Genomic DNA, 24,251 nt, shown 5'->3' with positions numbered 1-24,251 from the left:
GATCGGTCATGCATTGTTCCTACACTCCCGAGCAGTTGTGCCTCGCAGAACTCAACACGCTAATTGAGCCAAACGACTACGCCTGCAATGGACTGCTGCAACTGATGAGCCCGGCCGAACTCGTGCGGCTCATTCGCCGCGAAGACCATGTACCTGGCGGGCTGGCAGTTGCCTTGGCCGAGGTGCTGGGGCAGGGTGCATCGGGAAGCCGGACGCTGAGCTTGCCGGTGGCGCTCACCCGCTGGCGCAAACGCCTGGGCTTCAGCAACCCGTTGGACGCACTTGACCGCATCTCTGCGCTCAACGGCGGATTACTCACGCCGACCGATGCAGCCTGGCCGGCCCAGCTCGATGAGCTCGGCCTGGGCAAGCCCCTGTGCCTATGGTGGCGCACCAGGCGTCCGCAGCTACTGGCCGTGCAGGAGGCGCAGCGCTGCATTTCGATTGTCGGCTCACGAGACTCCAGCGACTATGGACACCAGATCACCTACGAGCTGGCACGCAAATTGGCCCTGCGCGGATTTACCATTGTCTCGGGTGGCGCCTACGGAATCGACGCCAGCGCCCACCGAGCGGCGCTCTCGGCCGCGGATCTGGAGGCGCCAAGCTATCCGACGATCACGATTCTGGCCGGGGGAGCGGATAAGCCCTATCCGGCGGGAAACGAGACGTTGCTCGGGCAGATCATCGACACCGGGTTGCTGCTCTCCGAGGTGCCTCCGGGGACCGCGCCCACTCGCTTCAGATTCCTCAATCGCAACAGATTAATCGCCGCGATCAGTAGGCTTACGCTAGTTACGGAGGCTCGGCACCGGTCCGGGGCGCTGAACACCGCCAGTCACGCGGTGGACCTGGGGCGGGATGTCGCCGCGGTTCCGGGCAGTGTCTATTCACCAAATTCGGCCGGCACCCACCGACTGCTCGCCGCCGGTACCGCAGCCCTGGTGACCAGCGCGGCAGATGTGCTGGAGCTGATCGGTGTTCCATCCGAGCCACCTCGGCCGGTGCCAGAAACCGTGGATGTCCAGGACGCGCGGCCGACCGACGGGCTGAGCAAGCCGCAATCAATGATCTACGACGTGATGAATTTTGTGCAGGGAAACGTGCCGGATGAAATTTCGGCCCTGAGTGGCATTCCGATTCTGGACACCCTGCGTGCTCTGAGCGCCTTGGAACGGCTCGGAAAGGTCGAGTCCAATGGGGCGCGCTGGCGGTTGGTGCGCCGCGGATCCGTTTCGGCGAAGAACGCGGTAAATTGAAGGAGATGAAGCCCGAACTTTCCAGCCCCGCACCTCTACAGATCCCGGCGGCCATTGCCGAGCCGATCGCCGACTATCTGGATTATCTTCGCCTGGAACGCGGCCGGAGCGAGAATACCTTGCGTGCTTATGGCGTTGACCTTCGCCTCGTCGCTGGCCATCTGGCCGGAAATTGCAAGGTCCGGCAGTTGGACGAGGTGAGCGTGGAGATGCTCCGCGAATGGTTGGCTCAGCTGCACGAGGCCCAAATTTCCCGCACCACCATCGCCCGGCGTATCTCGTCGGTGAAAAATTTTTTTGCCTGGGCGCTCAAACACCAAATTGTCGCCAAGGATCCGGCGCTTCGGTTGGTGGCCCCAAAGAAGGAGCAGCGCCTGCCGCATGTGCTGCAGTCCGGGCAGATCGACCGGTTGCTCTCCCGGCCAGCGCCGGAGCCGCCCGCAGAATCTTCGGACATCCCCAAGACCAAGGCCGACAGGCAGGCGGAACAAAAACGCCAGGCGATCGCAGCCCGAGATCGGGTGATCGCGGATTTGCTCTACGCCTCGGGGCTGCGCATCAGCGAGCTGGTGTCCCTGGACATTGCAGACATTGATTTTGAACGGCGCACCTTGCGGGTGACAGGTAAGGGCAATAAGGAACGCGTGGTGCCCTTCGGCAAGCCTGCAGAGCGCGTCATCGAACCTTGGCTGAAAAACCACCGCCGCGTCTTGGCACTGCCCGAAGCCGAAGGCGCATTGCTGGTCGGAGCCCGCGGGGCTAGGCTCAATGTGCGCCAGGCCCGCCAGGTAATCGCGCAGGCTCTTGAATCGTTGGGGGACACCTCGGCGAGCGGACCGCACGCGTTGCGGCACACCGTGGCAACGCATTTGCTCGACGGCGGAGCAGATCTGCGTGCCGTGCAAGAGTTCTTGGGGCACTCATCTTTGGGAACCACGCAGCTATATACCCACGTATCGGTGGAGCGCCTGCGGCAGAGTTACCGGCAAGCGCACCCGCGTGCCTGATGATTTGGGTGAAATCTAGGAGAAGTTCCCGGTACAGCTGGCGAAAGCGCGGCAGTTCGGGCAAAATGGTACTTGTCGGTAGGAATTGCACTTCGACGAAGTTGACGTAGGGGAAGACGATCAACATCGTAACGGAGGATGGCATGTCTGCACCGATGACCAGAGGCGTGATCTTTATTCACTCGGCCTCTGCCGCGTTATGCCCACATCTGGAGTGGGCCATAGAGGCGGTGCTGGGTGGACCGGTCAAGATGGACTGGACCGACCAGCACGTAGCGCCTGGACTTCGTCGCGCCGAAATTAGCTGGACCGGCCCACAGGGTACCGGGGCCACGCTCGCCTCTTCCATGCGTGGTTGGCAGCATCTGCGATTCGAAATCACCGAAGAACCAAGTGAAGGCTGCGATGGCAGCCGCTGGTCTTTCACCCCGGATCTGGGAATCTTCCACGCAACCGTCGACGTCTCGGGCAACATTATGGTCGGCGAAGAGCGCATCCGTTGGGCCTACGAAAAGGGCGACGGGAACGCGGCCGTCTTCTTCCAGGAGATGTCCATTGCCCTCGGTGAAGCCTGGGACGAAGAACTTGAACCTTTCCGCCACGCAGGTGAAGATATCCCTGTTCGATGGCTCAACCAGGTGGTATAACAACTGGTTAATAAGTCTCCGGGAGACCGTCTGCGTCTTCCCGAGTAAATCCCCGGTGGTGCGGGGTGTTACCGCAATACAAACGGGATCCCGATGTGAATCGGGATCCCGTTTGCCGGTGTTGGTTCGTTAGCGCACCACGTCGTACACGTTCTTCTGGATGCCATTGGAATACACGGCCGAATCGATGAGCTCCAATTTCTGCGCCGGCAACGAAGCCTCGCTGAACAGCCGCTTGCCCGCGCCGAGCAGCACGGGGAACACCAACAGGTGGTACCGGTCGACCAGCTGGTGCTCCTGCAGGGAATGAAGCAAGGTCGCGGACCCGTGCACAATCAGCGGTCCACCATCGCCGGCACGGAGCCGCGCCACCTCGGCGGCAGATCGCAAGATCTGCGTCTGGCCCCAGTTGTCCACCAGATCATGATCGTGCAGTGTCGTAGAGACCACGTATTTGGGCATCGCGTTGTACTTCGGGAAATCCTCGGTCAAATCCGGCCAGACGGCGCTGAAGGATTGGTAGCTGACTCGGCCCAGCAGCATGGCTTCGGCTTCATCTTGTTCGGCTCCCTTCAGCTCATAGGCCGCGGGATCAAAATCGACGCTGGACATGGTCCACCCGGTGTTCCGGTACCCCGGTTCGCCGCCCGGGGCCTCCATGACCCCGTCCGCCGAAACAAACGCTGTCGCGATGAGCTTGCGCATGGCAGTTCCCTTCTCCCTAGGTTGCCGATACCGCCGAGCCTAACAACGCTGGGGGCGGCGAACAATAGTTATGCCCCGCCAACCGGTGGTTAAAACACCGATGGCGGGGTGCCTCTAGAGAACTAGAGGCGCCCCGCCATCGAATCAAGCGGTCGCTAGACGCTGCGGATTGCCACCACGGCGTTATGCCCGCCGAAACCGAAGGAATTGTTCAGCGCCACGATGCTGCCCTCTGCCGGAAGCAGTGCAGGCTCGCCGGTGACGACCTTCAACGGGATCTCCGGATCCTGGTTGTCCAGGTTGATCGTGACCGGAGCCTTGCGGTTGTAGATCGCCAAGGTAGTCAGCACCGACTCGACGGCACCGGAGGCGCCGAGCAGGTGGCCCATCTGCGACTTGGTGGCCGAGACCCAGACATCGTCCAGGTGATCTCCCAGAGCGGCCTTCAGCGCGGTGTATTCCGGCTTGTCGCCGACCGGGGTGGAGGTTGCATGGGCGTTGACGTGGACGACGTCCTCGGGCTGGATGAGGCCATCGAACATGGCCGCCTTCAGCGCACGAGTCGCGCCCAGGCCCTGAGGGTCCGGCGCGGTGATGTGGTGCGCGTCGGAGGTGACCGAGGTACCGGCCAGTTCGGCGTAGATGCGTGCGCCACGTGCCAGCGCATGCTCTTCGGCCTCCAGCACCAGCGCTCCGGCGCCTTCGCCCATGACAAAGCCATTGCGGTCGATGTCGTAGGGGCGCGAGGCACCCTGCGGGTTGTCGTTGCTGCGCGAAAGCGCCTGCATTGAAGAGAAAGCGGCGATCGGCATCGGGTGGATCGCGGCTTCCGCACCGCCGACCATGACGATATCGGCCTTGCCCGAGCGGATCAGTTCCAGTCCCACGTGCATGGCCTCGGTGCCCGAAGCGCAAGCGGAGACCGGAGTGTGCGCGCCGGCTTCGGCACCCAAGTCCAGCGACACGGCAGCTGCCGGGCCGTTTGGCATGAGCATCGGCACGGTCATCGGCAGCACGCGGCGTGGGCCTTTTTCGCGCAGGGTGTCCCAGGCGTCCAGCAGGGTCCAGACCCCGCCGATGCCGGTGGCGAAGGCGACGGCCAGCTTATTGCGGTCGAATTCTTCGATCCCCGAGTCCTTCCACGCTTCGCGCGAGGCAACCACGGCGAACTGGGTGGAAGGGTCCATGCGCTTGGCTTCCACGCGGGAAAGCACATCGGTGGCCGGGACCGAGGCGCGCGCTGCGAAGGTGACGGGCAGGTTGTATTCCTCCACCCAGGAATCGGTCAGGGTGGCGGCGCCGGAGACGCCCTTGAGGGCGTTCTCCCAAAGGGTGGGGACGTCCCCACCGATGGGGGTTGTGGCTCCGAGACCGGTGATCACTACTTTGCGCGCCATCATCAAACTCTCTACTGGGCGGTGTAAAAATATTGGGGGCCGGCTTCACGTACCGGCCCGTGCGTGCGGCTTTCCCGCACGACGGATTGCCGCACCGCTACGGGTGGGCGATAATGCTTAGGCCTGTGCGGCGGCGATGAAGCTCACTGCGTCGCCAACGGTCTTCAGGTTCTTGACTTCCTCGTCCGGGATCTTGACCTCGAACTTGTCCTCTGCCTCAACGACGATGGTCATCATCGAGATCGAGTCGATGTCCAGGTCTTCGGTGAAGGACTTGTCCAGCTGCACGTCGGCAACGTCCAGGCCGGTCTCGGCGTTCACGATTTCGGCGAGGCCCGCCAGGATTTCTTCGTTGCTAGCCATCAGGTGGCTCCTTTTCTCGTAGTGCCGGAATATTCCGGTCATTGTGTGTGGCGCAGTTCCCCGTGCGGGGCACTGTCCGGCTTAGTGAAAATTTTACTGGTTCCCACCAGGCGGTGTTCGCCTTCGGGTTAAAGCTTAGGGCAGGAGTACTACCTGAGCGCCGAAGACAAGCCCGGCGCCGAAACCAATCTGCAAGGCGAGCTTGCCCGAAACCTCAGGGTGCTCGCGGCGCATGCGGTCCATGGCCATCGGAATCGAGGCCGCGGAGGTATTGCCGTTTTCGGCGATATCGCGGGCCACCACCACCGATTCGGGAAGTTTCAGCTGCTTGACCATCTCGTCGATGATGCGCATATTCGCCTGATGCGGGATGAACGCGGCCAGATCCTCGGCTTCGATCCCGGCCTCGTGCAAGGCCTTGCGGGCCATCTTCGCCATTTCCCACACCGCCCAGCGGAAGACCGTCTGGCCGTCCTGGCGCAGCGTCGGCCACGGGTTGGCGTGTTCCTCCAGCGGTTCGTCCACGGCGCTTTCCAGCAGCTCGTTTTCGCTGCCGAGCACCGATTCGCGCAATGCCAGCTGCGAGTGGGTCATGCTGATCGCATTCCACTTCGAACCGTCCGAACCCCACACCGACGGGGAGATCCCCGGAACCTCGGAGGCGCCGATCACCACGGCGCCTGCGCCGTCACCGAGCAGGAATGAGATGGTGCGTTCGGAATTGTCGATGTAATCCGAGAGCTTCTCCACGCCGACCACCAGCACGTGCTGGGCCAGCCCGGCACGCACCAGCGCGTCGGCCTGAGCCACCGCGTAGCAGTAGCCGGCGCAGGCGGCAGAAATGTCATAGGCCGGGGCCGGGGTAGCGCCCAAGCGTTCGGTCAGCGCGGAGGCGGCCGACGGGGTGGCATGCGGGAAGGTGACCGTGGCGACGATGACCGTATCCAGCTGCTCGGCGGTAATTCCGGCGTCCTCCAAAGCGCGGCGGGAGGCGGCTTCGGCCATATCCAGCACCGAGGTGTTCGCATCCGCGCGGTGGCGGGTGATGATGCCGGTGCGCTGGCGGATCCACTCGTCCGAGGAGTCGATCCATTGGCAGATGTCGTCGTTGGTCACCACGACATCCGGGCGGAAGGATCCGGTGCCCAGGATGCGGCTGTAGGCGTTGGTGGCCGGAGTTTTCAGTTGCAGGCTCATGATTGCGGAAAGCTGCCCGTCTGCTAGTTGGCGGTGTGCTCGGCGACGAAGTCGCGGGCCGCGCCCAGGTCTTCGGGAGTTTTCAGCGCGAGGGTTTTCACGCCCTTCAGTCCGCGGCGGGCCAGGCCCACCAGGGTGCCTGCGGGGGAGAGCTCCAGCAGTCCGGTGACGCCCTGGGCTGCGAGGGTCTCCATGCACAGATCCCAGCGGACCGGGCGGGAGACCTGGGCTACCAGCGAGCCGAGGTTCGCCTCGCCGTTGGCCACCGGGGCACCGTCGAAGTTCGAGAGCAGCAGCTGAGCCGGGGCCTGCGGGGCCAGCGTTTTCGACAGTTCTTCGAGCACGCCCACCGCGGGGGCCATGTGACTGGTGTGGAATGCGCCGGCGACCTTCAAAGGGATCACGCGGGCCTTCGCCGGGGGGTTGGCCACCAGCGTTTCCAGCTGCTCCAGGGTGCCGGCGGCGACGGTCTGCCCGCCGCCATTGGCGTTGGCCGGGGTCAGTCCCAGCTCTTCAAGCTTGGCGAGCACCTCATCGGGGTCTCCGCCGAGCACCGCTGCCATGCCGGTAGGGGTGGCAGCTGCGGCTTCGGCCATCGCGTTGGCGCGGGTGCGCACGAAGCTCATTGCATCGTTTTCGCCCAGCGCGCCGGCCAGGGCCGAGGCGGTGATTTCGCCGACCGAGTGTCCGGCGAGGACGGCACCGGCGGGCAGCTGCGCACCGAACAGGGCACGCGCGGTCACCAGCCCGGCGGCGACGATCAGCGGTTGGGCGACGGCGGTGTCCTTGATGGTCTCTTCATCCGAGACGGTGCCGTGGGCGATGAGATCGCGTCCGGTGATCTCGCTCAGGGCCGAGAGATGGTCGCGAACGCCATCCACTTCGAGCCAGTCGGTGAGGAAACCTGGGGTCTGGGAGCCCTGTCCGGGGCAAACGATTGCTAGCACTCTTACAGCTTTCCAAATAGTTGCGGCTTCACGCGCGGTATTTCGGTACCAAGCTCGTGGTGGCTCTTTGTAGGAACTCTACAAAAGCTTATCGTACGCCGAGCATGAAAACCCATGTAATGCGCTTGTGTTGCGCCGGTTGAACTGTGCGGTCTCCATAAAAACCGGGGTGCGGCTAGTTCGCCTCGGCGAGCCGGCCGACCACCAGCGCGGTTTGCAGCACAAATGCGTCGCGGGGCACCAGCGGATCCCAGCCGGTCACCTCGGAGACGCGCTTGAGCCGATAGCGCACGGTGTTCGCGTGCACGAACAGCGCCCGGGCGGTCCCCTCCAAGGAGTGCCCCAGGGAAAGATAGCTGGAGAGCGTTTCGAGCAGGCCGTTGCCCGCATGCAGCAGGGGCAGGTAGACGCGCTCGATCAGCGCGGTCCGCGCCATCTGGTCGCCGTTGAAGACGCGCTCGGGCCACAGGTCGTCGGCGCCCACCGGCGCGGGCGCCTGCGGCCAGGCTTTGGCCGCGGCATAGCCGGCCACCGCTGCGCTGGCGGCGGTGTGCATATCCTTGACCGTGGCTGCCATCGGAGAGTAGACGAGCGGGCCGGGTCCGAAGAACCTGGCGAAGCGCGAGAGGTCGGCTTCCTCGAATTTGGTATCCGAGAGCATCAGGATCGCCCGCTCGCCGAGCACCCCCACCAGCGAGTCGCTGGAATAGCGCAGCGCCATCCGGCGCAGCGCGGCGACGAAGGTCACCGAGTTCGAGCCCGGGGTGGTGCCCACCATGATGCGGATGTTCTTCTGCGACTTCCAGCCGATGGCCGCGATGCGCGAGGACAGCGAATCCTGGGATTCTCCGTGCAGCACCGCGTCCACCACGTGGGCTTCGAGCCGCGAGTCCCAGGCGCCGCGGGTTTCGGCGGCCCGGGCGTAGACGTCGGCGGCGGCGAAGGCGACCTCACGCGAGTAGCGCAGCACCGCCTCGCGCAGCTGGGCCTGTTCGTTCTCCGCGGCGATATCGGGCACCTGGGATTCGACGACCTCCACGATGGTGCGCAGCAGCGCCAGCGCTTTCTGCAGCGAGATGGAGCGGGTCAGCTCGGTGGGGGCGGCGCCGAAGACGTCGTTCATCACCCAGGCCGGGGTGGATTCGGGTTCCTCGTACCAGGAGACGAAGGTGGAGATGCCCTTCTGCGCGACTAGCCCGAGCGCGGCGCGTTCGTCCGGCTCCAGCGAGCGGTACCAGGGCAGGGATTGGTCCAGGTATTTCAGCGCCGTGGTGGAAAGCACCCCGAGGTGGCTCTTGAGCCGGCGGATGGTTTCCGGGGTGGGCTTGGGCAAACGCACGGCGCGCGAGCGCACGCTGGATGTGGGTTCGACCTGAGGACTCATAATTCACAGCATACGGAAGTTTTCCGGTACTCGCTCGTAGGTTTGCCCCGCCGCGAAGCGAATATGAGGTTAATAACCGCAAGGGCACGAAGGCAGTTGAACTGCATTCGTGCCCTTGCCGCCTCGGCTTGGCATAGCTCGAGGCTAGGAGTCGCCGCCCGCGTTGCCGGAGGTTCCGGCGTTCGGGTTGTTCAGGTCGTACTTGGCGTGCGCCTTCACCGCGGTGTCCGCCGGGATCTCGCCGCGTTCTGCCAGTGAGGCCAGGGTCTTGACCACCAGGGTGTGCGAGTCGATCTTGAAGAAACGACGCGCCGCGGCACGGGTGTCGGAGAAGCCGAAGCCGTCCGCGCCCAGGGTGTGGAATTCACCCGGGACGTAGGGGCGGATCTGCTCCGGCACCGCACGCATGTAGTCGGTGGTGGCGATGACCGGACCGGTGGTGGACTCAAGCTTCGAGGTCACAAACGGCACCGGGCGAGTGGAGGATGGATCGGTGAGCACCTTGTCGTCGGCGATCTGGCCGTCGCGCGCCAACTCGTTCCAGGAGGTCACCGACCAGACATCGGCGGAGACACCCCACTCATCGGCGAGGATCTGCTGGGCTTCCACGGCCCAGGCAAGTGCCACGCCGGAGGCCAGCAGCTGGGCACGCGGCCCGTCGGTGGTCGCTTCCTTCAGCAGGTAGATGCCCTTGACGATGCCCTCGACATCCACATTCTCCGGCTCGGCAGGCTGGGAGATCGGCTCGTTGTACACGGTGAGGTAGTACATCACGTTTGGATCTTCGTGCTTCCCGCCGTACATCCGGTCCAGGCCCGAGCGCATGATGTGCCCGATCTCGTAGCCGAAGGCCGGATCGTAGGTGACCACTGCCGGGTTGGTTGCGGCAAGCAGCGGCGAGTGGCCGTCCGCGTGCTGCAGGCCCTCGCCGGTCAGCGTGGTGCGCCCGGCGGTGGCGCCGATGATGAAGCCGCGGGTCATCTGGTCCGCGGCCGCCCAGAAGGCGTCGCCGGTGCGCTGGAAACCGAACATCGAGTAGAACACGTAGATCGGGATCAGCGGCGCGTCGTGGGTGGAGTAGCTGGTGCCCGCGGCGGTGAAGGCCGCGACTGCGCCGGCCTCGTTGATGCCCGGGTGGATCAGCTGTCCGGCAGGGGATTCCTTGTAGGCCAGCACCAGATCGCGGTCCACCGACAGGTAGTTCTGCCCGGCCGGGTTGTAGATCTTGGCGGTGGGGAAGAAGGAGTCCATGCCGAAGGTGCGCGACTCATCGGGCACGATCGGCACGATGCGGTGGCCGAAGTCCTTATCGCGCATCAGGTCCTTGAGCAGGCGCACGAAGGCCATGGTGGTGGCCGCCTGCTGCTTGCCCGAACCGCGCTTGGCGAAGGCGTAGGACTTGTCCCCGGGCAGGGAGATCGGCGTGCTGGTCTCCTTGCGGCGGGTTGGCACCGCGCCGCCGAGTTCCGCACGGCGTTCCATCAGGTACTTGTACTCCGCGGAGTCAACACCTGGGTGGTAGTACGGCGGCAGGTACGGATCGGCTTCGAGCTGCTCGTCGGTGATCGGGATGCGCAGGTGATCGCGGAAGCCCTTGAGGTCTTCCAGGGTCAGCTTCTTCATCTGGTGGGTCGCGTTGCGCGCCTCGAAGTGCGTGCCCAGGCCGTAGCCCTTCACGGTCTTGGCCAGGATGACCGTTGGCTTGCCCTTGAACTCGGTGGCTGCCTTATAGGCCGCGTAGACCTTGTGGTAGTCGTGGCCGCCGCGCTTGAGGTTCCAGATCTCGTCGTCGGTGTACTCGGAGACCAGTTCCTTGGTCTCCGGACGCTGGCCGAAGAAGTGCTCGCGCACGAATGCGCCGGACTCCGCCTTGTAGGTCTGGTAGTCGCCATCCGGGGTCTGGTTCATGACGTCGACCAGAGCGCCGTCCGGATCGGCTTCGAGCAGGGCATCCCACTCGCGGCCCCAGACGACCTTGATGACGTTCCAGCCGGCACCGCGGAAGAAGGCCTCGAGTTCCTGCATGATCTTGCCGTTGCCGCGCACCGGACCGTCGAGGCGCTGCAGATTGCAGTTGACCACGAAGGTGAGGTTATCCAGCTTTTCGTTGGCTGCCAGCTGGAGGAATCCGCGCGACTCCGGCTCGTCCATTTCGCCGTCGCCCAGGTAGGCCCAGACGTGCTGGTCGGAGGTGTCCTTGATGCCGCGGTTGTGGATGTAGCGGTTCAGCTGCGCCTGGTAGATGGCGTTTGCCGGGCCCAGACCCATCGACACGGTCGGGAACTGCCAGAAGTCCGGCATCGAACGCGGGTGCGGGTAGGAAGGCAGCGCGTGGCCTTCCTTGGACTTCTCCTGGCGGAAGCCGTCCATGTCCTCTTCGCCCAGTCGTCCTTCGAGGAAGGCGCGGGCATACATGCCCGGGGAGGCGTGGCCCTGGAAGAAGACCTGGTCTCCGCCGCCGGCGTGGTCCTTGCCGCGGAAGAAGTGGTTGAAGCCGACCTCGTAGAGGGTGGCCGCACCGGCATAGGTGGAGATGTGTCCGCCGACGCCGATGTCAGGGTGCTGGCCGCGGTGCACCATGATCGCTGCGTTCCAGCGCATGAATGCGCGGAAGCGGCGTTCCACGGACTCGTCGCCCGGGAATTCTGGTTCCTGGTCCACCGGAATGGTGTTCACGTAGTCGGTGGTGGTCACGTGTGGGACACCGACGGATTTCGCGCCGGCACGCTGCAGCAGCGAGCGGATGATGAACTGGGCACGTTCGGTGCCCTGCGCCTCGACGAGCGAGTCGAATGAGTCCAACCATTCCTGAGTTTCCTCGGGATCCCGATCGGATAGCTGGTAAGTCAAACCACTACGGATCTGGGAGATGTGTTCCTCTACAGCCACGGAAGCTCCTTGATTGAATTGCGGCTCCGTCGATCTGGTCTAAGTTTTGGACCGTTCAACGGGTTGGGACTTTGAGACAGGCACACTTGAGTGACGTGAGCATCTCGTTTCAACCCATACTCTAGTTCTTATGGGGAAGTGAAAAGTACACGTTTTTGACCCAAAAACGGCTTATATCTGACTTATTGAGTGACATATGCAACTCAGTACAGGAGCTATGTAGTCAATGGTCGTGTAAGAATGATGTTAGTCACAATGCATCGAGGTAGAATTACCGGCGTGTTACGTCGTTAGCGCTTGAATGGGACGGCAAAAGAGTGTTTTGTTGTTAGTAACGCTTTGTAGCAGCAGGAGGAAATGAAGTGAGCGACGCCGTATCGGCAAACCTGGAACCCGCTAAGATTATGGGTTTCAAAGATGAAGACCTTATTCAGGAACTGGGCTATGACGAAGACGTGGACTTCGATCTTCGCGATGCTATCGAGGACCTGATCGGTTCAGAATTGCTCACCGAAGACGACCACGACGTAGTCGATTCAGTCATTTTCTGGTGGCGCGACGGCGATGGTGACTTGGTCGACGCCCTAATGGATTCATTGGATTGCCTTGATGAAGGTGGCATTGTTTGGCTGCTAACCCCTAAGCAGGGTCGGGCCGGACATGTGTCCCCAACCCAGATTCAACAGGATGCTCCCACCGCGGGGCTTCATGTAACTACTACCGAGGGTGTCTCCGAGGATTGGTCCGCCATCCGCCTGGCACCACGCAAGAAGAACTAATGATCGAAACAGGTTCACGCCTGTTCGATTTCTCGCTGGAAAATCAGTACGGCGAAACGATCACCAGCACCCAGCTCGCTTCGGGCCGGGTGCTGGTGGTTTTTTATCCGTGGGCATTTTCCCGCGTCTGTGGATCCGAACTGGCAGAAATCCAAGAACACCACCAACTTTTCAGCGAACGGCAGGTGCGTGTCTGTGCAATTTCCGTGGACCATAAGTTCACGCTGCGCTCCTACGCCGAATCCCTGGGCATAGAATTCGACCTGCTCGCCGACTTCTGGCCCCATGGGGCGGTTGCCCGGCTGGCTGGAGCCTTTGACGAAGAAAAGGGCGTGGCAACGCGCCTGACTCTCTATCTGGTGGACGGCGTCGTGCAAGATGTGATGACCAGCTTGATGACCGAACCGCGCAGTCTGGAAAGCTACTTCGAGGCGGTCAAGAGGTCGCGGTGACGTTGCTCGCCGCACGCCGGCTTCCCTCGATTTGCACGGTGAGGAAAATGCCGGTAAATTTATCTCTCGTTGGCTTGGATAAACGCAAGGCAGCATAGAGATTTGGGCCTTTAGCTCAGCTGGTAGAGCGTCACGTTTACACCGTGAATGTCATCGGTTCGATCCCGGTAGGGCCCACCAAAATTTCATAGTTCAAAACGGCATTTAACCGATTTTGAAAACACGATTCAGCGGCTCGCCCCTCAGGGTGGGTCGCTGTTTTCATGCAGCAAGATCGTAGAGCATATGTTGGCAGTGTTAGTCCTAGTGGTCATCTGTTTTGGGTGGCTTCTGTACACCTTTTTTGGCACTTAACCCTTGATTACCGGCAGCAGATCATCGAGAGCTTCGGCAGAAGTGATGACGAAGCCCAAGATCCCTCGACTGCCAATCCAAAGAACCATCTAGACGTTGTCGATTAATTCCTCAGCGATGTGCGTCATCAGGGTTCGAAAGTAGACACGGCGTTCCACAAAGACATCAACACCCGACCATGCTGTTGATCAGAATCGACTTGTAGGGTCCTGCGGTGTCGTGGCGCAACCCAAAGTAATGCATATCGTTTGAACGGCATGGGGTTCACCGGAGAGTGTTGATTTCATAGAACGAGGATCTTCAGCGGACGGCTGTTCTCCGTGGACGGTACGGATGCCGGGGAAAGGCGATCGTGATCGGTGTCCTGCTGCCGAAAGCCCCTGTGAGCCGGAGGGCATTGGAATAGGAATGCGCTCAGCGTGGTTACTGCCTAATGCGACGAAATTCCGTTTTGCGAAGAAAATACTGCAAAAATTCTAACTTAAGGAAACGATTTGCCTGTTCCGTTGAGCATTCTTGATCTTGCCTCCATCTCTGACGGCTCCACAGCTCGCGAGGGGATCGCCGCTTCGATGAAGACCGCCCGGCTGGCAGATGAACTTGGGTACCATCGGCTGTGGTTTGCCGAACACCACAACACCCCAAGTCTCGCCTCGAGCGCCACGGCGTTGCTCATCTCGCAGGCGGCCTCGGTCACCGAGAGGATTCGAGTGGGCTCTGGTGGCGTGATGCTGCCCAACCACTCTCCGCTGATGGTCGCTGAGCAGTATGGAACCTTGGCTAACATGCACGGTGATCGGATCGATCTGGGCCTTGGCCGCGCACCAGGAACAGACGGTATGACCGCGCAGGCGCTCAGTCGTTCCTCGGCTGATCCGCAAGAGTTTGCGCGGAGCATTTATGACCTGCAGGGCTGGTTCGGGGAAACCGGCACGGCCCACAGCATGCCGATCGTCTCTGCGGTGTCAGCCGGCATGAACGTGCCGATTTGGGTGCTTGGCTCCACGGTCAATGGTGCCTCTATTGCCGGGCAATTAGGTCTACCATTTTCGATCGCCTCGCACTTCGCTCCGGAACAAGTTGACCACGCGCTGAAAGTCTACCGAGAGGCATTCAATCCGCAGTCGGTGACGGCTCAGATTGAAAAGCCCTACGTGATGGCTGGCATCAACGTGATGGTCGCGGACACCGATGAGGAAGCGGCGCGAGAATTCACGGTGATAGAGCAGATGTTCCAAGATATTCAGCACGGACAATCGCGCAAGCTGCAGCCTCCGGTGGACCCAGCGACGCTGGCAAGCCACGGCGCCATGAGAAACCCGATGCTGAAGATCAAGGCGGTGGGCGCTGCCTCGACGGTGAAAGCTGAACTGGATGCGTTTGTGCAGCGAACCGGTGCGGATGAACTCATTACGACGACCTACGCCTTCGATCCAGCTGTGCGTGATCGTTCCCTGCAGCTCCTTGCGCAGGCCTGGTTTTAACGCTTCCAGTCGTGGCGCAATCTGGGTGAGCTTGGACCGAGCCGTGAAGTGGGAGACGCACGTCACGCCCTGCTGATTTGCGCGGATAGGGAATCGCAAGTAAAGTTATTCTCTGTTGGCGCGAAGGAGATTCTTCGTTCAGCAATGGTCAGGGCCTTTAGCTCAGCTGGTAGAGCGTCACGTTTACACCGTGAATGTCATCGGTTCGATCCCGGTAGGGCCCACCAAGCAAAACCCGCTTCATCTAGTCTAATCAGGCTGGATGAAGCGGGTTTTCTCGTATTTGATTGCGAAACGGGACGATCCGGCCTGACCAGACTGCCATAGCCACGGCATGCGAATGCCCAGACTGGTCGAATAAGGGCCCGACAACGAAAACCATTGGGCCAGTGCGGTGCTTTGAGCCCGGCGGAAAGAAGTCGACTTACGGGAGGCTCTGGCGGTTGCTCGGCTCATAGTTGCGCTGCATCTGGCTGCCCAGGAGGTGGGGCGGTAGTGCACGCACATTTACGTCGCTCGATAATTTGGCCAGTTGAGGCTTTGCCGATTAGCCATGCGATTTATCCACGAGGCAAGTCCCAGTTGGGCAGGCACAGAGCGCACGGGTGCGCCCGGACTATCTCCATAGATTAAAACGAGGGAGCTCGATATGAGGCCGCATTGCTCGCCATGCCCGGAGCATCCAAGTACGGGCCCGGGCCCACGCGAGGCACCGGCCCGGAGGCGTACCTGAGCGATTTCAAGCCAGAGCGTGTTCGTAGGCCCAGGCCGCGGCCGCGGTGCGCGATGGCACCTGGATCTTGGTGAAGATATTGCTCAGGTGCCGCGCAACTGTCTTTTCGCTCAGATAGAGTTCCTGGGCAATCTGCCGGTTGCTGTGCCCGGCGGACACCAACTGCAGCACTTGGACCTCGCGAGCGGTCAGCCCGCCCGGAGCGGGTTCGGCGTGGCCGACCGCCTGCAGCAGCGACTGGGCCGCGGCGCCTTGCGGAGTGGCGCCCAACTGCTCGAAGGTGGCCGTGGCGGCCTGCATCTCCGCATGAAAGCTCCGGGTGTCGCCGACCGCGAGCAGGGAGCGGGCCAACAGGACCCGGGAGCGAGCGCAGAGATAGGGTGCGCGGATCTGCCCGAAGTCCTGCACCGCCTTGCGGGCATAGGGCAGAGCTCCGTGGGCATCGTCCTTGGAGAGCTCCAGATCGGCGTGGGCATAGGCGGCCGCGGCCAAGGTGATCAGGCAGCCGGTGGCATCAGCCTGTCCGTCCAACTCGCTCAGCAACCGCTCCGCCGCATCCCGGGTGCCCAGCTGCAGTTCGATTTCGATGCCGGCCGGCAAGAGCGCGAGGCGTTGGGCGGGCAGCTGGCGTTCGTCCAGGCACCGGCGGATGGCGGCCAGGGCAGCGTCGGTTGAGCCATTGGCCAACCACAGCAGTGCTAGTCCCGGCTGTGGGTCGCAGCCATGCTCCGCCGCAGCCTGGTAGGCCGTCTCGGCGGCATCGAAGTCTCCTTGGATGCGCAGCAGATCCCCGCGTTCGCGCTGCGCGACCCCTGCGGAATAGGGCTGGGCGCGGAGCTCAAAACGGTGGCAAGAGGTGGTGAACTCGTCGATGGCCGCGCCCCAGGAACCGCGCAAGGCCAGGATCTGCCCGGTGTGCAGCGAGCATTCCCCGCCGAAAGCGGTGATCTGCGGACGTTCCGCCCGCCAGGCGGCCAGTGCCTCGGTCCATTGGGATACCCGGTCGATGGCCCCGATTTCCTGGCAGGCTTCGATGGCGGCGCACCAGACAAGCCCGGTGGGTATGGCCTCGCATTCCCCAGCCAAAACCAGGGCCATGGCCTCATCGAGCATGTCGAGGCCGGCCGGCACCGGCCCGGCGTAGATGCGTGACCTGCCGCTGGCAACCAGGGCCAGTGCCAGCAGGTCCGCGTTGCGGTGTTTGCGTCCGAGCCGCAGGATTTCGGCGGCTTTCTCCGTCACGACGGCAAACCCGCCGCTCATCAGCGCCTGATGCAGCTGCAGCACGCCGTGGTATCCGGCGGCCACCTCGAGGGCCGGCGGCAAGACGCCGCCGGTTTCATGCTCGGCCAGCAGGGCGCGCGAGCGAGCCAACCAGCCATTAAACAGCGCAGGCTGTCCGCTGGTGCCATAGACCATGGTGATCCTGAAGGCCGCCTGCAATGCCTGCGCCGGTTGATGCTGCTCGCCGAATTTCACGAAAGCCTGGTGCAGCAGGTCAAGACCGCGGGCGGATTCGCCGGTCAAATGGGCGTGCGTGCCTCGGGCCATCAGCTGCTCGGGCAGCAGATCCTGATGCTCCGGTTGGTGCGCTGGGTCAGATTCGGGATTATCCATGGGCGTAGCCTCACTTGCGAGGCTACGCCCATGGACTTTGCTATGCAATCATCCGCTCGGTGTCCGCGGCCTTGTGCGGGCTCGAGGCACGGGGGATGATCTGCCGTGCGACGTAGGCGGCATCGCGCCCCACTCCGAAGAGGTTCATCGAAGCCTCAGAGTGCTGGAAGGCCAGTCCGCAGAAGTACAGCCCCGGCACGTCCTGGGCGACGCCGCGGTATTCGCGCGGCCAGCCGGATTCATCGAGCACCGGCAATTTCAGCCAGGAGTAATCGTGGCGGAATCCGGTGGCCCAAATGACGTTGTCCACCTCCAGCACGGTGCCGTCGGCAAGCACCGGCTGGCCGTTGCGAACCCCGGTGACTCGCTGCTCGTGCCATTTCACGCCCCTGGCGGCCAGATCCGCGCGTTTCACCCGGAGCCGCGGCGCCCCGTGCTCCAGAACCTCGAGGCGCTTGCGCCGGCCGAAGGCGGTGCTGCGCGTTTCCAGGTAGGTGTGGGCGAACATCACCAGCGGAACGACCACGTGGATCAGCGGACTGCCCCAGGGCACTGGGACCTCACCGGTGTCGCGTCCGCACAGCATCGTCGGGTGCCGCTGGGCAACTTCCCACGCGATATCGCAGCCCGAATGCGAGGCGCCGACCACCAGCACCGGGCCGGGTTTGAGCTGTCCCGGGCGGCGGTATTCGCTGGAGTGCAATTGCAGGATCTGTTCGTCGAGCTCATCGGCCAGTTGCGGGATGGCCGGCAGCTGGCCGAAGGGGCTGGTGGCGATCACGACCTGCTGAGCGTGGATTTCTCCCGCAGCGGTTTGTGCCACGAAGCGTTGCCCGTACCCGGTGAGCGAGCTGACCCGCGCCCGGCAGAGCACCGGCAGCTCGAAGCTGGCCGCATAGTGCTCCAGGAAGTCGGCCAGTTCGTCCTTGCTGGCAAAGCCGCCCGGTTCGCCGGGGAACTTCATCCCGGGCAGATGATTGACCCGATTGGTGGTATACAAGCGCAGCGTATCGTACTGGTGGCGCCACTGGTCGCCGATCCTTTCCCCGGCTTCCAGCACAAGGCAGTCTCCGCCGCGTTCCTTGAGCTGCTGGGCCGCGGAGAGCCCGGCCTGGCCAGCGCCGATGACCAGTGTGTCGACGTTGCGCGCCGGCTGGGTGGGTGTTGATTTTTCCTGCTTGTGGTTGGACATAACATCCTCCATGCGAGCCATGGAAATCAGCGAAAACCTCGCTGGTTTACGGTGCCGGGAAGCCCCCGAACCGATCATGGATTTCACCTTACGCAGCCAGCGGCCAGGTCCGCGTCGGGCGATTGATGCAACGTCGCACCGCGGACCCATGGGTAAAAATACCCATGGCCGCGCCTTGAATGCTGTTTGTGCCCGATGGCGTGGGAAACTGGAGGCATGAGTGCTCCCGAAGAAAATGTATGGCTCGCCGCGGTGCGCGCCAATCCCGACCACGCCCAGAACTACGCTCAGCGTTGGCGGACAATTGTCGCTGAGGGCAACGATATTTTCGGTGAAGCCCGAACGATTGATGCCATGGCCGAGCGGGGGAGCCGGATACTCGATGCCGGCTGCGGCACCGGCCGCATCGGCGGCTGGCTTGCCGAGCACGGGCACCAAGTAGTCGGCGTCGATTTGGATGAGCACCTTATCGAGGTCGCCCGCGAGGATTACCCGGCAGCGCAGTGGCACGCCGGAAACCTTGCGACGTTCACGCTGAACGACGAATCCGGCGCAGCCCAAGAATTCGACCTCATCGTCTGCGCCGGAAATGTGCTGACCTTCCTTGCCCAGAATGAACGGCTGCCTGCGTTGCAACGGCTGCGCGGGCATTTGGCGTCGGAAGGCCGGCTCGTTGTCGGCTTTGGCGCCGGGCGGGGCTACGATTTCGCCGAGTTCGAAGCGGATGCCGCGCAGGCCGGACTCGAGCTGCAGCAGCGCTACTCCACCTGGAATATGCATCGGGCGGCCGACGACTTCCTGGTCGCCGTGCTTGGACGCAGCGCATAGTTGTGTCTTAGCGTTTGGCTTGCAGCCGCCACAACGAGGTGACTTCCCGCGAGCGCGCTGCGTGCAGAACGTCCGAGTGGTCCTTGGCCCGGGCGTGGGTTGGTGAGGTGTCGAGCCGGTCGATGATCTCCAGGCCCGCATGATCGATGGCTTCCAGCAATAGCTCACGGGTGCGCAGGCCGAGCAGCTCGGCGAGGTCCGAGATGATCAACCAGCCCTCGCCATCTTCGGTCAGGTGTTCGGGCAGTCCGCCCAGGAACTGCAGCAGCATTTTGCTTCCCGGATCGTAGACCGCCGCATCCAGCGAGCTTGGCGCGCTCCCGGGCAGCCACGGCGGATTGCAGATCACCAAGGGGGCCTTGCCCGCGGGGAACATGCTGGTCAGCTCGGCTCGCGCAGCGTCTTGGAAGCCCAAGCGCGCAAAATTATCGTTCGCGCAATCAACCGCGCGCTGATGGATGTCCGTGCCGAGCACGTTTTTCATCCCACGGGCCACCAGCACGGCGGCCAGCACCCCGGTGCCGGTGCCGATGTCGAAGGCCAGCTGGTGGGTATTGAGCGGTGCCTTGGCCACCAGGTCAACGTACTCGTGGCGGGTGGGCAGGAAGGTGCCGTAGTGGGGGTGGATCTTCGCTCCCAGTGCGGGAACGTCAACGCCGTTGAGGAACCACTGGTAGGCGCCGAGCATGCCGGTCAGTTCCTGCAGGCTGACTACCGCGTGGCCCGTTGCAGGCTGCGCCTGTTGCGCGTAGCCGAATGCCACCGCGGAACCGACCAGCGGGGCCCGGGACAGCGGCAGCGTCGCGGTGCCGCCGGGTGTGTCGAAGTTCAGCGGGACCAGGAGCAGGGACATCATCCGTGAGCGCTGGGCGCGGGATTGCCGGATGGCATAGAACTTCTCGGCGTCGGTCAGCGGCTTGCGGGAGGCCTTGCCGGTGCCGGCCTTGGCCAGGCGGCGGTCGATGGCCGCCAGTAGCTGCTTGGCATTGTGGAAGTCGCCGAGCCACAGCATTGCGGTGCCCCGGGCGGCATTTCGCATGGCCGCATCCGCGGTGAGGCGATCGTCGACGACAACAAGATCTTTGGGCGCCGAGCGCGCATTAGCCGACCACCAGCTGGCCGAGGTGCGTACGCCCTCGTGTTCCCAGCAGATCAATTGATCGGCGGCAATGGGTGCGTGAGAGATAAGAATCCACCTCGTCGATTCGTGGTGCTCACCCGATTGGCAACCGCGCACGAGCAGAACTGCTGCGAAGTTCGATAGTTCCAATGATACCGAGGAAACCGGGCCGGCGTGCTCCGATCTCCGGCTTGCCGCCGTTGACGAAGATCACCGTGCGCGAAGCGGACCTGCGCCCAGAACGCGCTGGCTGTGCATATGTTCCGCTGCATTTTCACTAGGTCAAAACCGCCTCTGAGGGCCTGTGACCTGTGTGTTCCAGGGGGTTCGGGAAAACCTGGTTGGCCGGCGCCGGGCTTTGCGGAAATGGTCTCTTCACTATCGGGTGGGCGAGTGCTATCTTTAACTTTGTAATGCAAAGCGCTTTCCACCGCGAACTACTTTGTGGATTGCGCGAACGGCTCGGCGAGGGAGAGGTAACGCCATGGACAACAAGAATGGGCATGAGGTGGATCCGGCCCGGATCCTGCAGGGCATCGAGGTCGACGCGCGGCAAACACGCGAGGCCCTGAGCCCGGATCAGCGCTTGCTCTTTTCGCTCTGGGGGACCGGGTGGGTTATCGCCTTCCTGGCGATCTTCTTCACGTTCGCACCGCTCGGCGCACCGTTGCTGCCCAGGTTGCTCGGGGTCGGTATCGCGGTGATCGCCTTCGTGCTTGCCATCGTATTCTCGGCCGTTCACTCGGCCAAGCGCGCGGTGGGCACCAAGGGTCCTTCGATGGTCGAAGGCGCGATCTACGGAAATACCTTCACCCTAGGCATGATCTTCGCCGGACTGCTCGGGTGGCGCCTGCATGCCTCGGGGCTCGACGCCATGGGCTTGCTGGCCTTCTCGCTGGCGGCTCTGTGCCTGGTGGTCGGTGTGCTGGTGGTCGCCGGATCGCTGATCTGGAATGATCGGACCCAATTGATCTTCGGCGCGTGGATTCTTCTCGTCGGGCTCATCTCGCTGGCGGTGCCAGCCCCCTATAACCTCTTGGCCGGTGTGCTCGGCGGACTTGGGCTGATCGCCCTGGGGCTGCTGCATGGCGCTCGGCCCGCATTGGTTTCGGGCGAGGTGGTTCGCGGTGGGCATGCAAGAGCTTGACCCGGTGATCCATGCGCAGGCAAGACTGCGCACCATCACCGTGCTCGATGCCCTGCGCGCAGGCGACAGCATGTCCTTTCCCAAACTCCAGGGGCTGCTGGGAATGACCTCGGGGAACTTGGCGACGCACCTGCGCAAGTTGGAGGACAGCCAGTATGTGAGCGTGGAGAAGATCCTCGAGGGGCGATCGCCGGTCACCTACATTGCGCTCACGAGCAAGGGCCGCGCGGCCTTCGAAAACTACAAGCAGCAGCTTCGTGCACTGCTGGCAACAACGCCTTAGCGGAACTGTCAGCCAACGCCAAGGTTCCGGACAGTTCGCACTAGGCCTTGGCAGGTAGCGTCGGAAAAGTAAGTTGTTCGATCAATTGATAGGAGAACATCCAATGGGTTTGGGCGATAAGTTCAAAAACAAGGCGCAGGAAGCCTCCGGCAAGGTCAAAGAGTCCGTAGGCGACGCAACCAACAATGAGAACCTGCAAGCTGAAGGTGTCAAAGACCAGGCAGCTGCCAAGGCCAAGCAGGCTGGCGAAGCAGTGAAGGACGCCGCCAAGGATGTCCGCGACGATCTGAACAAGTAAACGATTTTTGGCCAACGGCACTCATCGATTATTCGATGGGTGCCGTTGGCGCGTCCGGGGTCCAATGCGATTGCGGCGGCGTTCCTAGCGAGCCGCTGCGGCCTCGCGAAGGGCCCTGGCCACCGGCAGCGAGCTGTCTTCTTCCTCGGCCAGCAGCCGAGCGATGCGCGAGGCGTTGGCGGCGTAGTGGTCCGTGGACAGCGTCTGATCTATGGCGGAAGCCAGCCGGTCGACGCTCAGATCCTTGTACTTCACCGGCTCCACGCCCGCGCCTAGCGCGTGTACCCGGGCGGCCCAGAAGGGCTGGTCGGTGAAAATCGGCACCGCGATCGTGGGGACTCCGGCGCGCAAGCCTGCGGCCGTCGTGCCTGCCCCGGCATGGTGGATCACCGCGGCCATCTGCGGGAACAGCCACTGGTGCGGGGCAGCTCCGATCCCGAGAATGCCCGGCTCGCTGATTTCTGGGGCACCCTGCAGTATCGCCCGCCGGCCGCTGCGACGCGCCACGTCGAGCATGAACTCCGGATCCAGCGCCTCGGTACTGCCGAAGCCGATGAAGACCGGAGCCGGGCCCTCGGCGAGGAAGTCGGCCAGCGCGGAAGGTGGCGTCCAAGCTTCATCGCTTGCCGGCCACCAATACCCGCAGTTGCTCAAGCCCGAGCGCCAGTCCGCGGGGCGCGGGACGATCGATGAGCTGAAGCCATGCAATACCGGGGCGTTGGCACGCCTGCGTTGGCGTTCGCCGGAGGCCCGGGTGCGTTTGGGCAGTCCGAGGCCGGCGCGGATCCGTGCCACCGGGGCGTCGTACGGTGCTTTGCCGGAGCCGATGAGGGAACCCAAGGCCTTGTTTCCCAGGGCTCCGAAGCTGCGTGCGGTGCCTAGGACCATCGGCGCATAGGCCGTACTGGGCTCGTTGGGCTGTAGATGAGCGCCGATCACCGGGATGCCGAAGGCTTCGGCGACATCATAGGCGTAGGGGGCGACCGAATTTGCGATGATCACATCCGCGCCCTGTTCGGCCGCTTCGAGCGTGCCGGTGGCCGCCGAGTCGAAATAGGCCCCGAGCTCGCGCATGTACCAGGACAATTGGCTGGCGCTCGGTTTGGCCCCCGGGGCGGCGGGGCTGACTAGCGCACTCATGTCGCCGGGCAGCTCGTGATAGCTGCATCCGGCCGCGGTGATCAGCGGCGCATGCGCGGCGTTGGCGGCAATGGACACCGCAAAGCCGTGCTCCTGCAGTTTTTTGCCCAGCCCGGCCATCGGAGCCACGTCGCCCCGAGTGCCTGGGGTCACCATGAGTACACGCATTCTTCTCCCTCGATACTTAATTGCGATCACCGTTCGCAATTAAGTATATAGTCAAATGGAAGCAAGGGATTACAACAGCCAAGGCGCAATTGGGAGGAGCACCGTAGTGAAGCAAAAGCAACCGGCCACCGTTGGGGCCAGCGCCCGGCGCAGCACCGGCCCGAAGCCCCAGCACTCGCGCGAAAAGATTGCCCAGGCGGCCGTGGAGCTGGCAGACCGGGAGGGGATCGGCGCGGTCTCCATCCGCGGGGTAGCCGCTGAAATAGGTTCGGGCGCGGCCTCGCTCTATCGCTATGTGGACTCCGTTGAGGAATTGGTGGATCTCATGATCGACCAGGTGAGTTCCGGCTATGAGCTCAATGGCCTGGACGGTAGCGCCAGCGAGCAGCTGCTCGCCCTGGCCAGGCAGGGGCGGAACATCATGCACCGGCATCCGTGGGTGGCGCCGCTGCTGCTGGCCAAGCGCGCGCTGGGGCCGCACACGCTGGCGTATCTGGAGCGCGGATTGGCGGCGCTGCAATTCACCGCGCTCACCGGGGCCGCAAAACTTCAAACCATCGCCATGCTGACCGCCATCACCTCGGCCTTCGTGCAGAACGAACAAGGCGAACCGGCGGGCGACGGCGACGGGAAGGGCGCAGCAGCACTGATCTCCGCCCTGGGGACGGGCAAGTACCCGCTGCTGGCCGAGTCGCTCGCCCAAGGTCCGGCGAGCGTGGATCAGGACCAAGTCTTCGCCACACTCATCACCACTTACCTGCGCGGCGCAGGGCTGGACTGAGGCCACCTGGCGGGGCATCGGCCCGCTAGGTGTTGGCCATAGTCTGAAATCTTCTTTGCGGCGGTGACTTGGTGTGAAAG

Annotated in this window: 22 protein-coding genes and 2 tRNA genes; 13 read left to right on the top strand and 11 right to left on the bottom strand. The window is 63.2% G+C overall.

Annotation, left to right across the window (positions count from 1 at the left end; genetic code table 11):
- Positions 1-8 precede the first annotated feature (8 nt).
- From dprA to ACT3TP_RS08200, 3 genes are all read left to right on the top strand, one after another.
- The gene (dprA, locus tag ACT3TP_RS08210) at positions 9-1,259 is read left to right on the top strand and encodes a DNA-processing protein DprA (RefSeq protein ID WP_444615847.1); all 1,251 of its coding nucleotides are present in this window, start codon (positions 9-11) and stop codon (positions 1,257-1,259) included.
- A 5-nt stretch (positions 1,260-1,264) separates the two neighbouring features.
- Positions 1,265-2,266 (top strand): tyrosine recombinase XerC, encoded by a 1,002-nt coding sequence (locus ACT3TP_RS08205; protein WP_444620343.1) that lies wholly within the window; start codon positions 1,265-1,267, stop codon positions 2,264-2,266.
- 143 nt (positions 2,267-2,409) lie between these two features.
- A complete protein-coding gene (locus ACT3TP_RS08200) occupies positions 2,410-2,913 on the top strand; it encodes a DUF3145 domain-containing protein (protein ID WP_096287023.1) in 504 nt (167 codons plus the stop codon).
- 129 nt (positions 2,914-3,042) lie between these two features.
- Here ACT3TP_RS08200 and ACT3TP_RS08195 read toward each other — a convergent pair whose 3' ends face one another.
- From ACT3TP_RS08195 to aceE, 7 genes are all read right to left on the bottom strand, one after another.
- Positions 3,043-3,618: a dihydrofolate reductase family protein gene (locus ACT3TP_RS08195; protein WP_105552025.1), complete on the bottom strand. Its 576-nt coding sequence runs from the start codon at positions 3,616-3,618 to the stop codon at positions 3,043-3,045.
- Positions 3,619-3,773: 155 nt separating this feature from the next.
- Complete coding sequence (locus tag ACT3TP_RS08190) at positions 3,774-5,015, bottom strand: beta-ketoacyl-[acyl-carrier-protein] synthase family protein (RefSeq protein ID WP_105552470.1); 1,242 nt, start codon at positions 5,013-5,015, stop codon at positions 3,774-3,776.
- A gap of 117 nt (positions 5,016-5,132) precedes the next feature.
- A complete protein-coding gene (locus ACT3TP_RS08185) occupies positions 5,133-5,378 on the bottom strand; it encodes an acyl carrier protein (protein WP_096287019.1) in 246 nt (81 codons plus the stop codon).
- A 135-nt stretch (positions 5,379-5,513) separates the two neighbouring features.
- Positions 5,514-6,575: a beta-ketoacyl-ACP synthase III gene (locus ACT3TP_RS08180; RefSeq protein WP_444620340.1), complete on the bottom strand. Its 1,062-nt coding sequence runs from the start codon at positions 6,573-6,575 to the stop codon at positions 5,514-5,516.
- A gap of 23 nt (positions 6,576-6,598) precedes the next feature.
- Positions 6,599-7,522, bottom strand: a complete 924-nt coding sequence (locus ACT3TP_RS08175; RefSeq protein WP_444620339.1) for an ACP S-malonyltransferase — start codon at positions 7,520-7,522, stop codon at positions 6,599-6,601.
- Positions 7,523-7,697: 175 nt separating this feature from the next.
- Entirely contained in the window at positions 7,698-8,906 is a 1,209-nt protein-coding gene (locus ACT3TP_RS08170; protein ID WP_444620338.1) for a PucR family transcriptional regulator, read from the bottom strand.
- A 144-nt stretch (positions 8,907-9,050) separates the two neighbouring features.
- The gene (aceE, locus tag ACT3TP_RS08165) at positions 9,051-11,795 is read right to left on the bottom strand and encodes a pyruvate dehydrogenase (acetyl-transferring), homodimeric type (RefSeq protein WP_444620337.1); all 2,745 of its coding nucleotides are present in this window, start codon (positions 11,793-11,795) and stop codon (positions 9,051-9,053) included.
- Between the two features lie 404 nt (positions 11,796-12,199).
- On the opposite strand from aceE, the gene ACT3TP_RS08160 reads away from it, so the two are divergent.
- From ACT3TP_RS08160 to ACT3TP_RS08140, 5 genes are all read left to right on the top strand, one after another.
- Positions 12,200-12,574 carry a DUF3052 domain-containing protein gene (locus ACT3TP_RS08160; RefSeq protein ID WP_105649268.1) on the top strand — a complete coding sequence of 125 codons (375 nt, stop codon included), beginning with the start codon at positions 12,200-12,202 and terminating at the stop codon, positions 12,572-12,574.
- Positions 12,574-13,026, top strand: a complete 453-nt coding sequence (locus tag ACT3TP_RS08155) for a redoxin domain-containing protein (protein WP_444620335.1) — start codon at positions 12,574-12,576, stop codon at positions 13,024-13,026. Before ACT3TP_RS08160 ends, ACT3TP_RS08155 begins: the two co-directional genes overlap by 1 nt.
- 104 nt (positions 13,027-13,130) lie before the next feature.
- Positions 13,131-13,206, top strand: a tRNA-Val gene (locus ACT3TP_RS08150).
- Between the two features lie 668 nt (positions 13,207-13,874).
- Positions 13,875-14,864: an LLM class flavin-dependent oxidoreductase gene (locus ACT3TP_RS08145; RefSeq protein ID WP_444620333.1), complete on the top strand. Its 990-nt coding sequence runs from the start codon at positions 13,875-13,877 to the stop codon at positions 14,862-14,864.
- Between the two features lie 151 nt (positions 14,865-15,015).
- Positions 15,016-15,091, top strand: a tRNA-Val gene (locus ACT3TP_RS08140).
- A 512-nt stretch (positions 15,092-15,603) separates the two neighbouring features.
- On the opposite strand, the gene ACT3TP_RS08135 is transcribed toward ACT3TP_RS08140, so the two are convergent.
- On the bottom strand, positions 15,604-17,214 hold the full coding sequence (locus ACT3TP_RS08135) for a helix-turn-helix transcriptional regulator (RefSeq protein ID WP_444620331.1): 1,611 nt from the start codon (positions 17,212-17,214) through the stop codon (positions 15,604-15,606).
- Between the two features lie 40 nt (positions 17,215-17,254).
- Positions 17,255-18,406, bottom strand: coding sequence for a flavin-containing monooxygenase (locus ACT3TP_RS08130; RefSeq protein WP_444620329.1), 1,152 nt, complete (start codon positions 18,404-18,406; stop codon positions 17,255-17,257).
- A gap of 216 nt (positions 18,407-18,622) precedes the next feature.
- Between ACT3TP_RS08130 and ACT3TP_RS08125 the strand changes: the two genes are divergently transcribed.
- Positions 18,623-19,234 carry a class I SAM-dependent methyltransferase gene (locus tag ACT3TP_RS08125; protein WP_105569124.1) on the top strand — a complete coding sequence of 204 codons (612 nt, stop codon included), beginning with the start codon at positions 18,623-18,625 and terminating at the stop codon, positions 19,232-19,234.
- A 7-nt stretch (positions 19,235-19,241) separates the two neighbouring features.
- Here the strand turns inward: ACT3TP_RS08125 and ACT3TP_RS08120 are convergent, their stop codons facing one another.
- Positions 19,242-20,390: a methyltransferase gene (locus tag ACT3TP_RS08120; protein ID WP_444620327.1), complete on the bottom strand. Its 1,149-nt coding sequence runs from the start codon at positions 20,388-20,390 to the stop codon at positions 19,242-19,244.
- 448 nt (positions 20,391-20,838) lie between these two features.
- Between ACT3TP_RS08120 and ACT3TP_RS08115 the strand changes: the two genes are divergently transcribed.
- From ACT3TP_RS08115 to ACT3TP_RS08105, 3 genes are all read left to right on the top strand, one after another.
- A complete protein-coding gene (locus ACT3TP_RS08115) occupies positions 20,839-21,501 on the top strand; it encodes a hypothetical protein (RefSeq protein WP_096287001.1) in 663 nt (220 codons plus the stop codon).
- Entirely contained in the window at positions 21,488-21,784 is a 297-nt protein-coding gene (locus ACT3TP_RS08110) for a transcriptional regulator (RefSeq protein WP_096287053.1), read from the top strand. Before ACT3TP_RS08115 ends, ACT3TP_RS08110 begins: the two co-directional genes overlap by 14 nt.
- 103 nt (positions 21,785-21,887) lie before the next feature.
- Positions 21,888-22,082 (top strand): CsbD family protein, encoded by a 195-nt coding sequence (locus ACT3TP_RS08105; RefSeq protein WP_096286999.1) that lies wholly within the window; start codon positions 21,888-21,890, stop codon positions 22,080-22,082.
- Positions 22,083-22,166: 84 nt separating this feature from the next.
- Here ACT3TP_RS08105 and ACT3TP_RS08100 read toward each other — a convergent pair whose 3' ends face one another.
- Positions 22,167-23,390 carry a glycosyltransferase gene (locus tag ACT3TP_RS08100; protein ID WP_444620325.1) on the bottom strand — a complete coding sequence of 408 codons (1,224 nt, stop codon included), beginning with the start codon at positions 23,388-23,390 and terminating at the stop codon, positions 22,167-22,169.
- Positions 23,391-23,496: 106 nt separating this feature from the next.
- On the opposite strand from ACT3TP_RS08100, the gene ACT3TP_RS08095 reads away from it, so the two are divergent.
- Positions 23,497-24,171 carry a TetR/AcrR family transcriptional regulator gene (locus ACT3TP_RS08095; RefSeq protein WP_444620323.1) on the top strand — a complete coding sequence of 225 codons (675 nt, stop codon included), beginning with the start codon at positions 23,497-23,499 and terminating at the stop codon, positions 24,169-24,171.
- Positions 24,172-24,251 lie beyond the last annotated feature (80 nt).

The organism is Glutamicibacter sp. AOP38-B1-38 (assembly GCF_052377485.1).
Lineage (GTDB): Bacteria > Actinomycetota > Actinomycetes > Actinomycetales > Micrococcaceae > Glutamicibacter.
This window is presented reverse-complemented; position numbering and strand designations above follow the sequence as displayed.

Coding starts and splice junctions, on each gene's coding strand:
- dprA (WP_444615847.1), top strand. CDS start 9: ATGCATTGTTCCTACACTCCCGAGCAGTTGTGCCTCGCAGAACTCAAC.
- ACT3TP_RS08205 (WP_444620343.1), top strand. CDS start 1,265: ATGAAGCCCGAACTTTCCAGCCCCGCACCTCTACAGATCCCGGCGGCC.
- ACT3TP_RS08200 (WP_096287023.1), top strand. CDS start 2,410: ATGTCTGCACCGATGACCAGAGGCGTGATCTTTATTCACTCGGCCTCT.
- ACT3TP_RS08195 (WP_105552025.1), bottom strand. CDS start 3,618: ATGCGCAAGCTCATCGCGACAGCGTTTGTTTCGGCGGACGGGGTCATG.
- ACT3TP_RS08190 (WP_105552470.1), bottom strand. CDS start 5,015: ATGGCGCGCAAAGTAGTGATCACCGGTCTCGGAGCCACAACCCCCATC.
- ACT3TP_RS08185 (WP_096287019.1), bottom strand. CDS start 5,378: ATGGCTAGCAACGAAGAAATCCTGGCGGGCCTCGCCGAAATCGTGAAC.
- ACT3TP_RS08180 (WP_444620340.1), bottom strand. CDS start 6,575: ATGAGCCTGCAACTGAAAACTCCGGCCACCAACGCCTACAGCCGCATC.
- ACT3TP_RS08170 (WP_444620338.1), bottom strand. CDS start 8,906: ATGAGTCCTCAGGTCGAACCCACATCCAGCGTGCGCTCGCGCGCCGTG.
- ACT3TP_RS08160 (WP_105649268.1), top strand. CDS start 12,200: ATGGGTTTCAAAGATGAAGACCTTATTCAGGAACTGGGCTATGACGAA.
- ACT3TP_RS08155 (WP_444620335.1), top strand. CDS start 12,574: ATGATCGAAACAGGTTCACGCCTGTTCGATTTCTCGCTGGAAAATCAG.
- ACT3TP_RS08135 (WP_444620331.1), bottom strand. CDS start 17,214: ATGGATAATCCCGAATCTGACCCAGCGCACCAACCGGAGCATCAGGAT.
- ACT3TP_RS08130 (WP_444620329.1), bottom strand. CDS start 18,406: ATGTCCAACCACAAGCAGGAAAAATCAACACCCACCCAGCCGGCGCGC.
- ACT3TP_RS08125 (WP_105569124.1), top strand. CDS start 18,623: ATGAGTGCTCCCGAAGAAAATGTATGGCTCGCCGCGGTGCGCGCCAAT.
- ACT3TP_RS08115 (WP_096287001.1), top strand. CDS start 20,839: ATGGACAACAAGAATGGGCATGAGGTGGATCCGGCCCGGATCCTGCAG.
- ACT3TP_RS08110 (WP_096287053.1), top strand. CDS start 21,488: ATGCAAGAGCTTGACCCGGTGATCCATGCGCAGGCAAGACTGCGCACC.
- ACT3TP_RS08105 (WP_096286999.1), top strand. CDS start 21,888: ATGGGTTTGGGCGATAAGTTCAAAAACAAGGCGCAGGAAGCCTCCGGC.
- ACT3TP_RS08100 (WP_444620325.1), bottom strand. CDS start 23,390: ATGCGTGTACTCATGGTGACCCCAGGCACTCGGGGCGACGTGGCTCCG.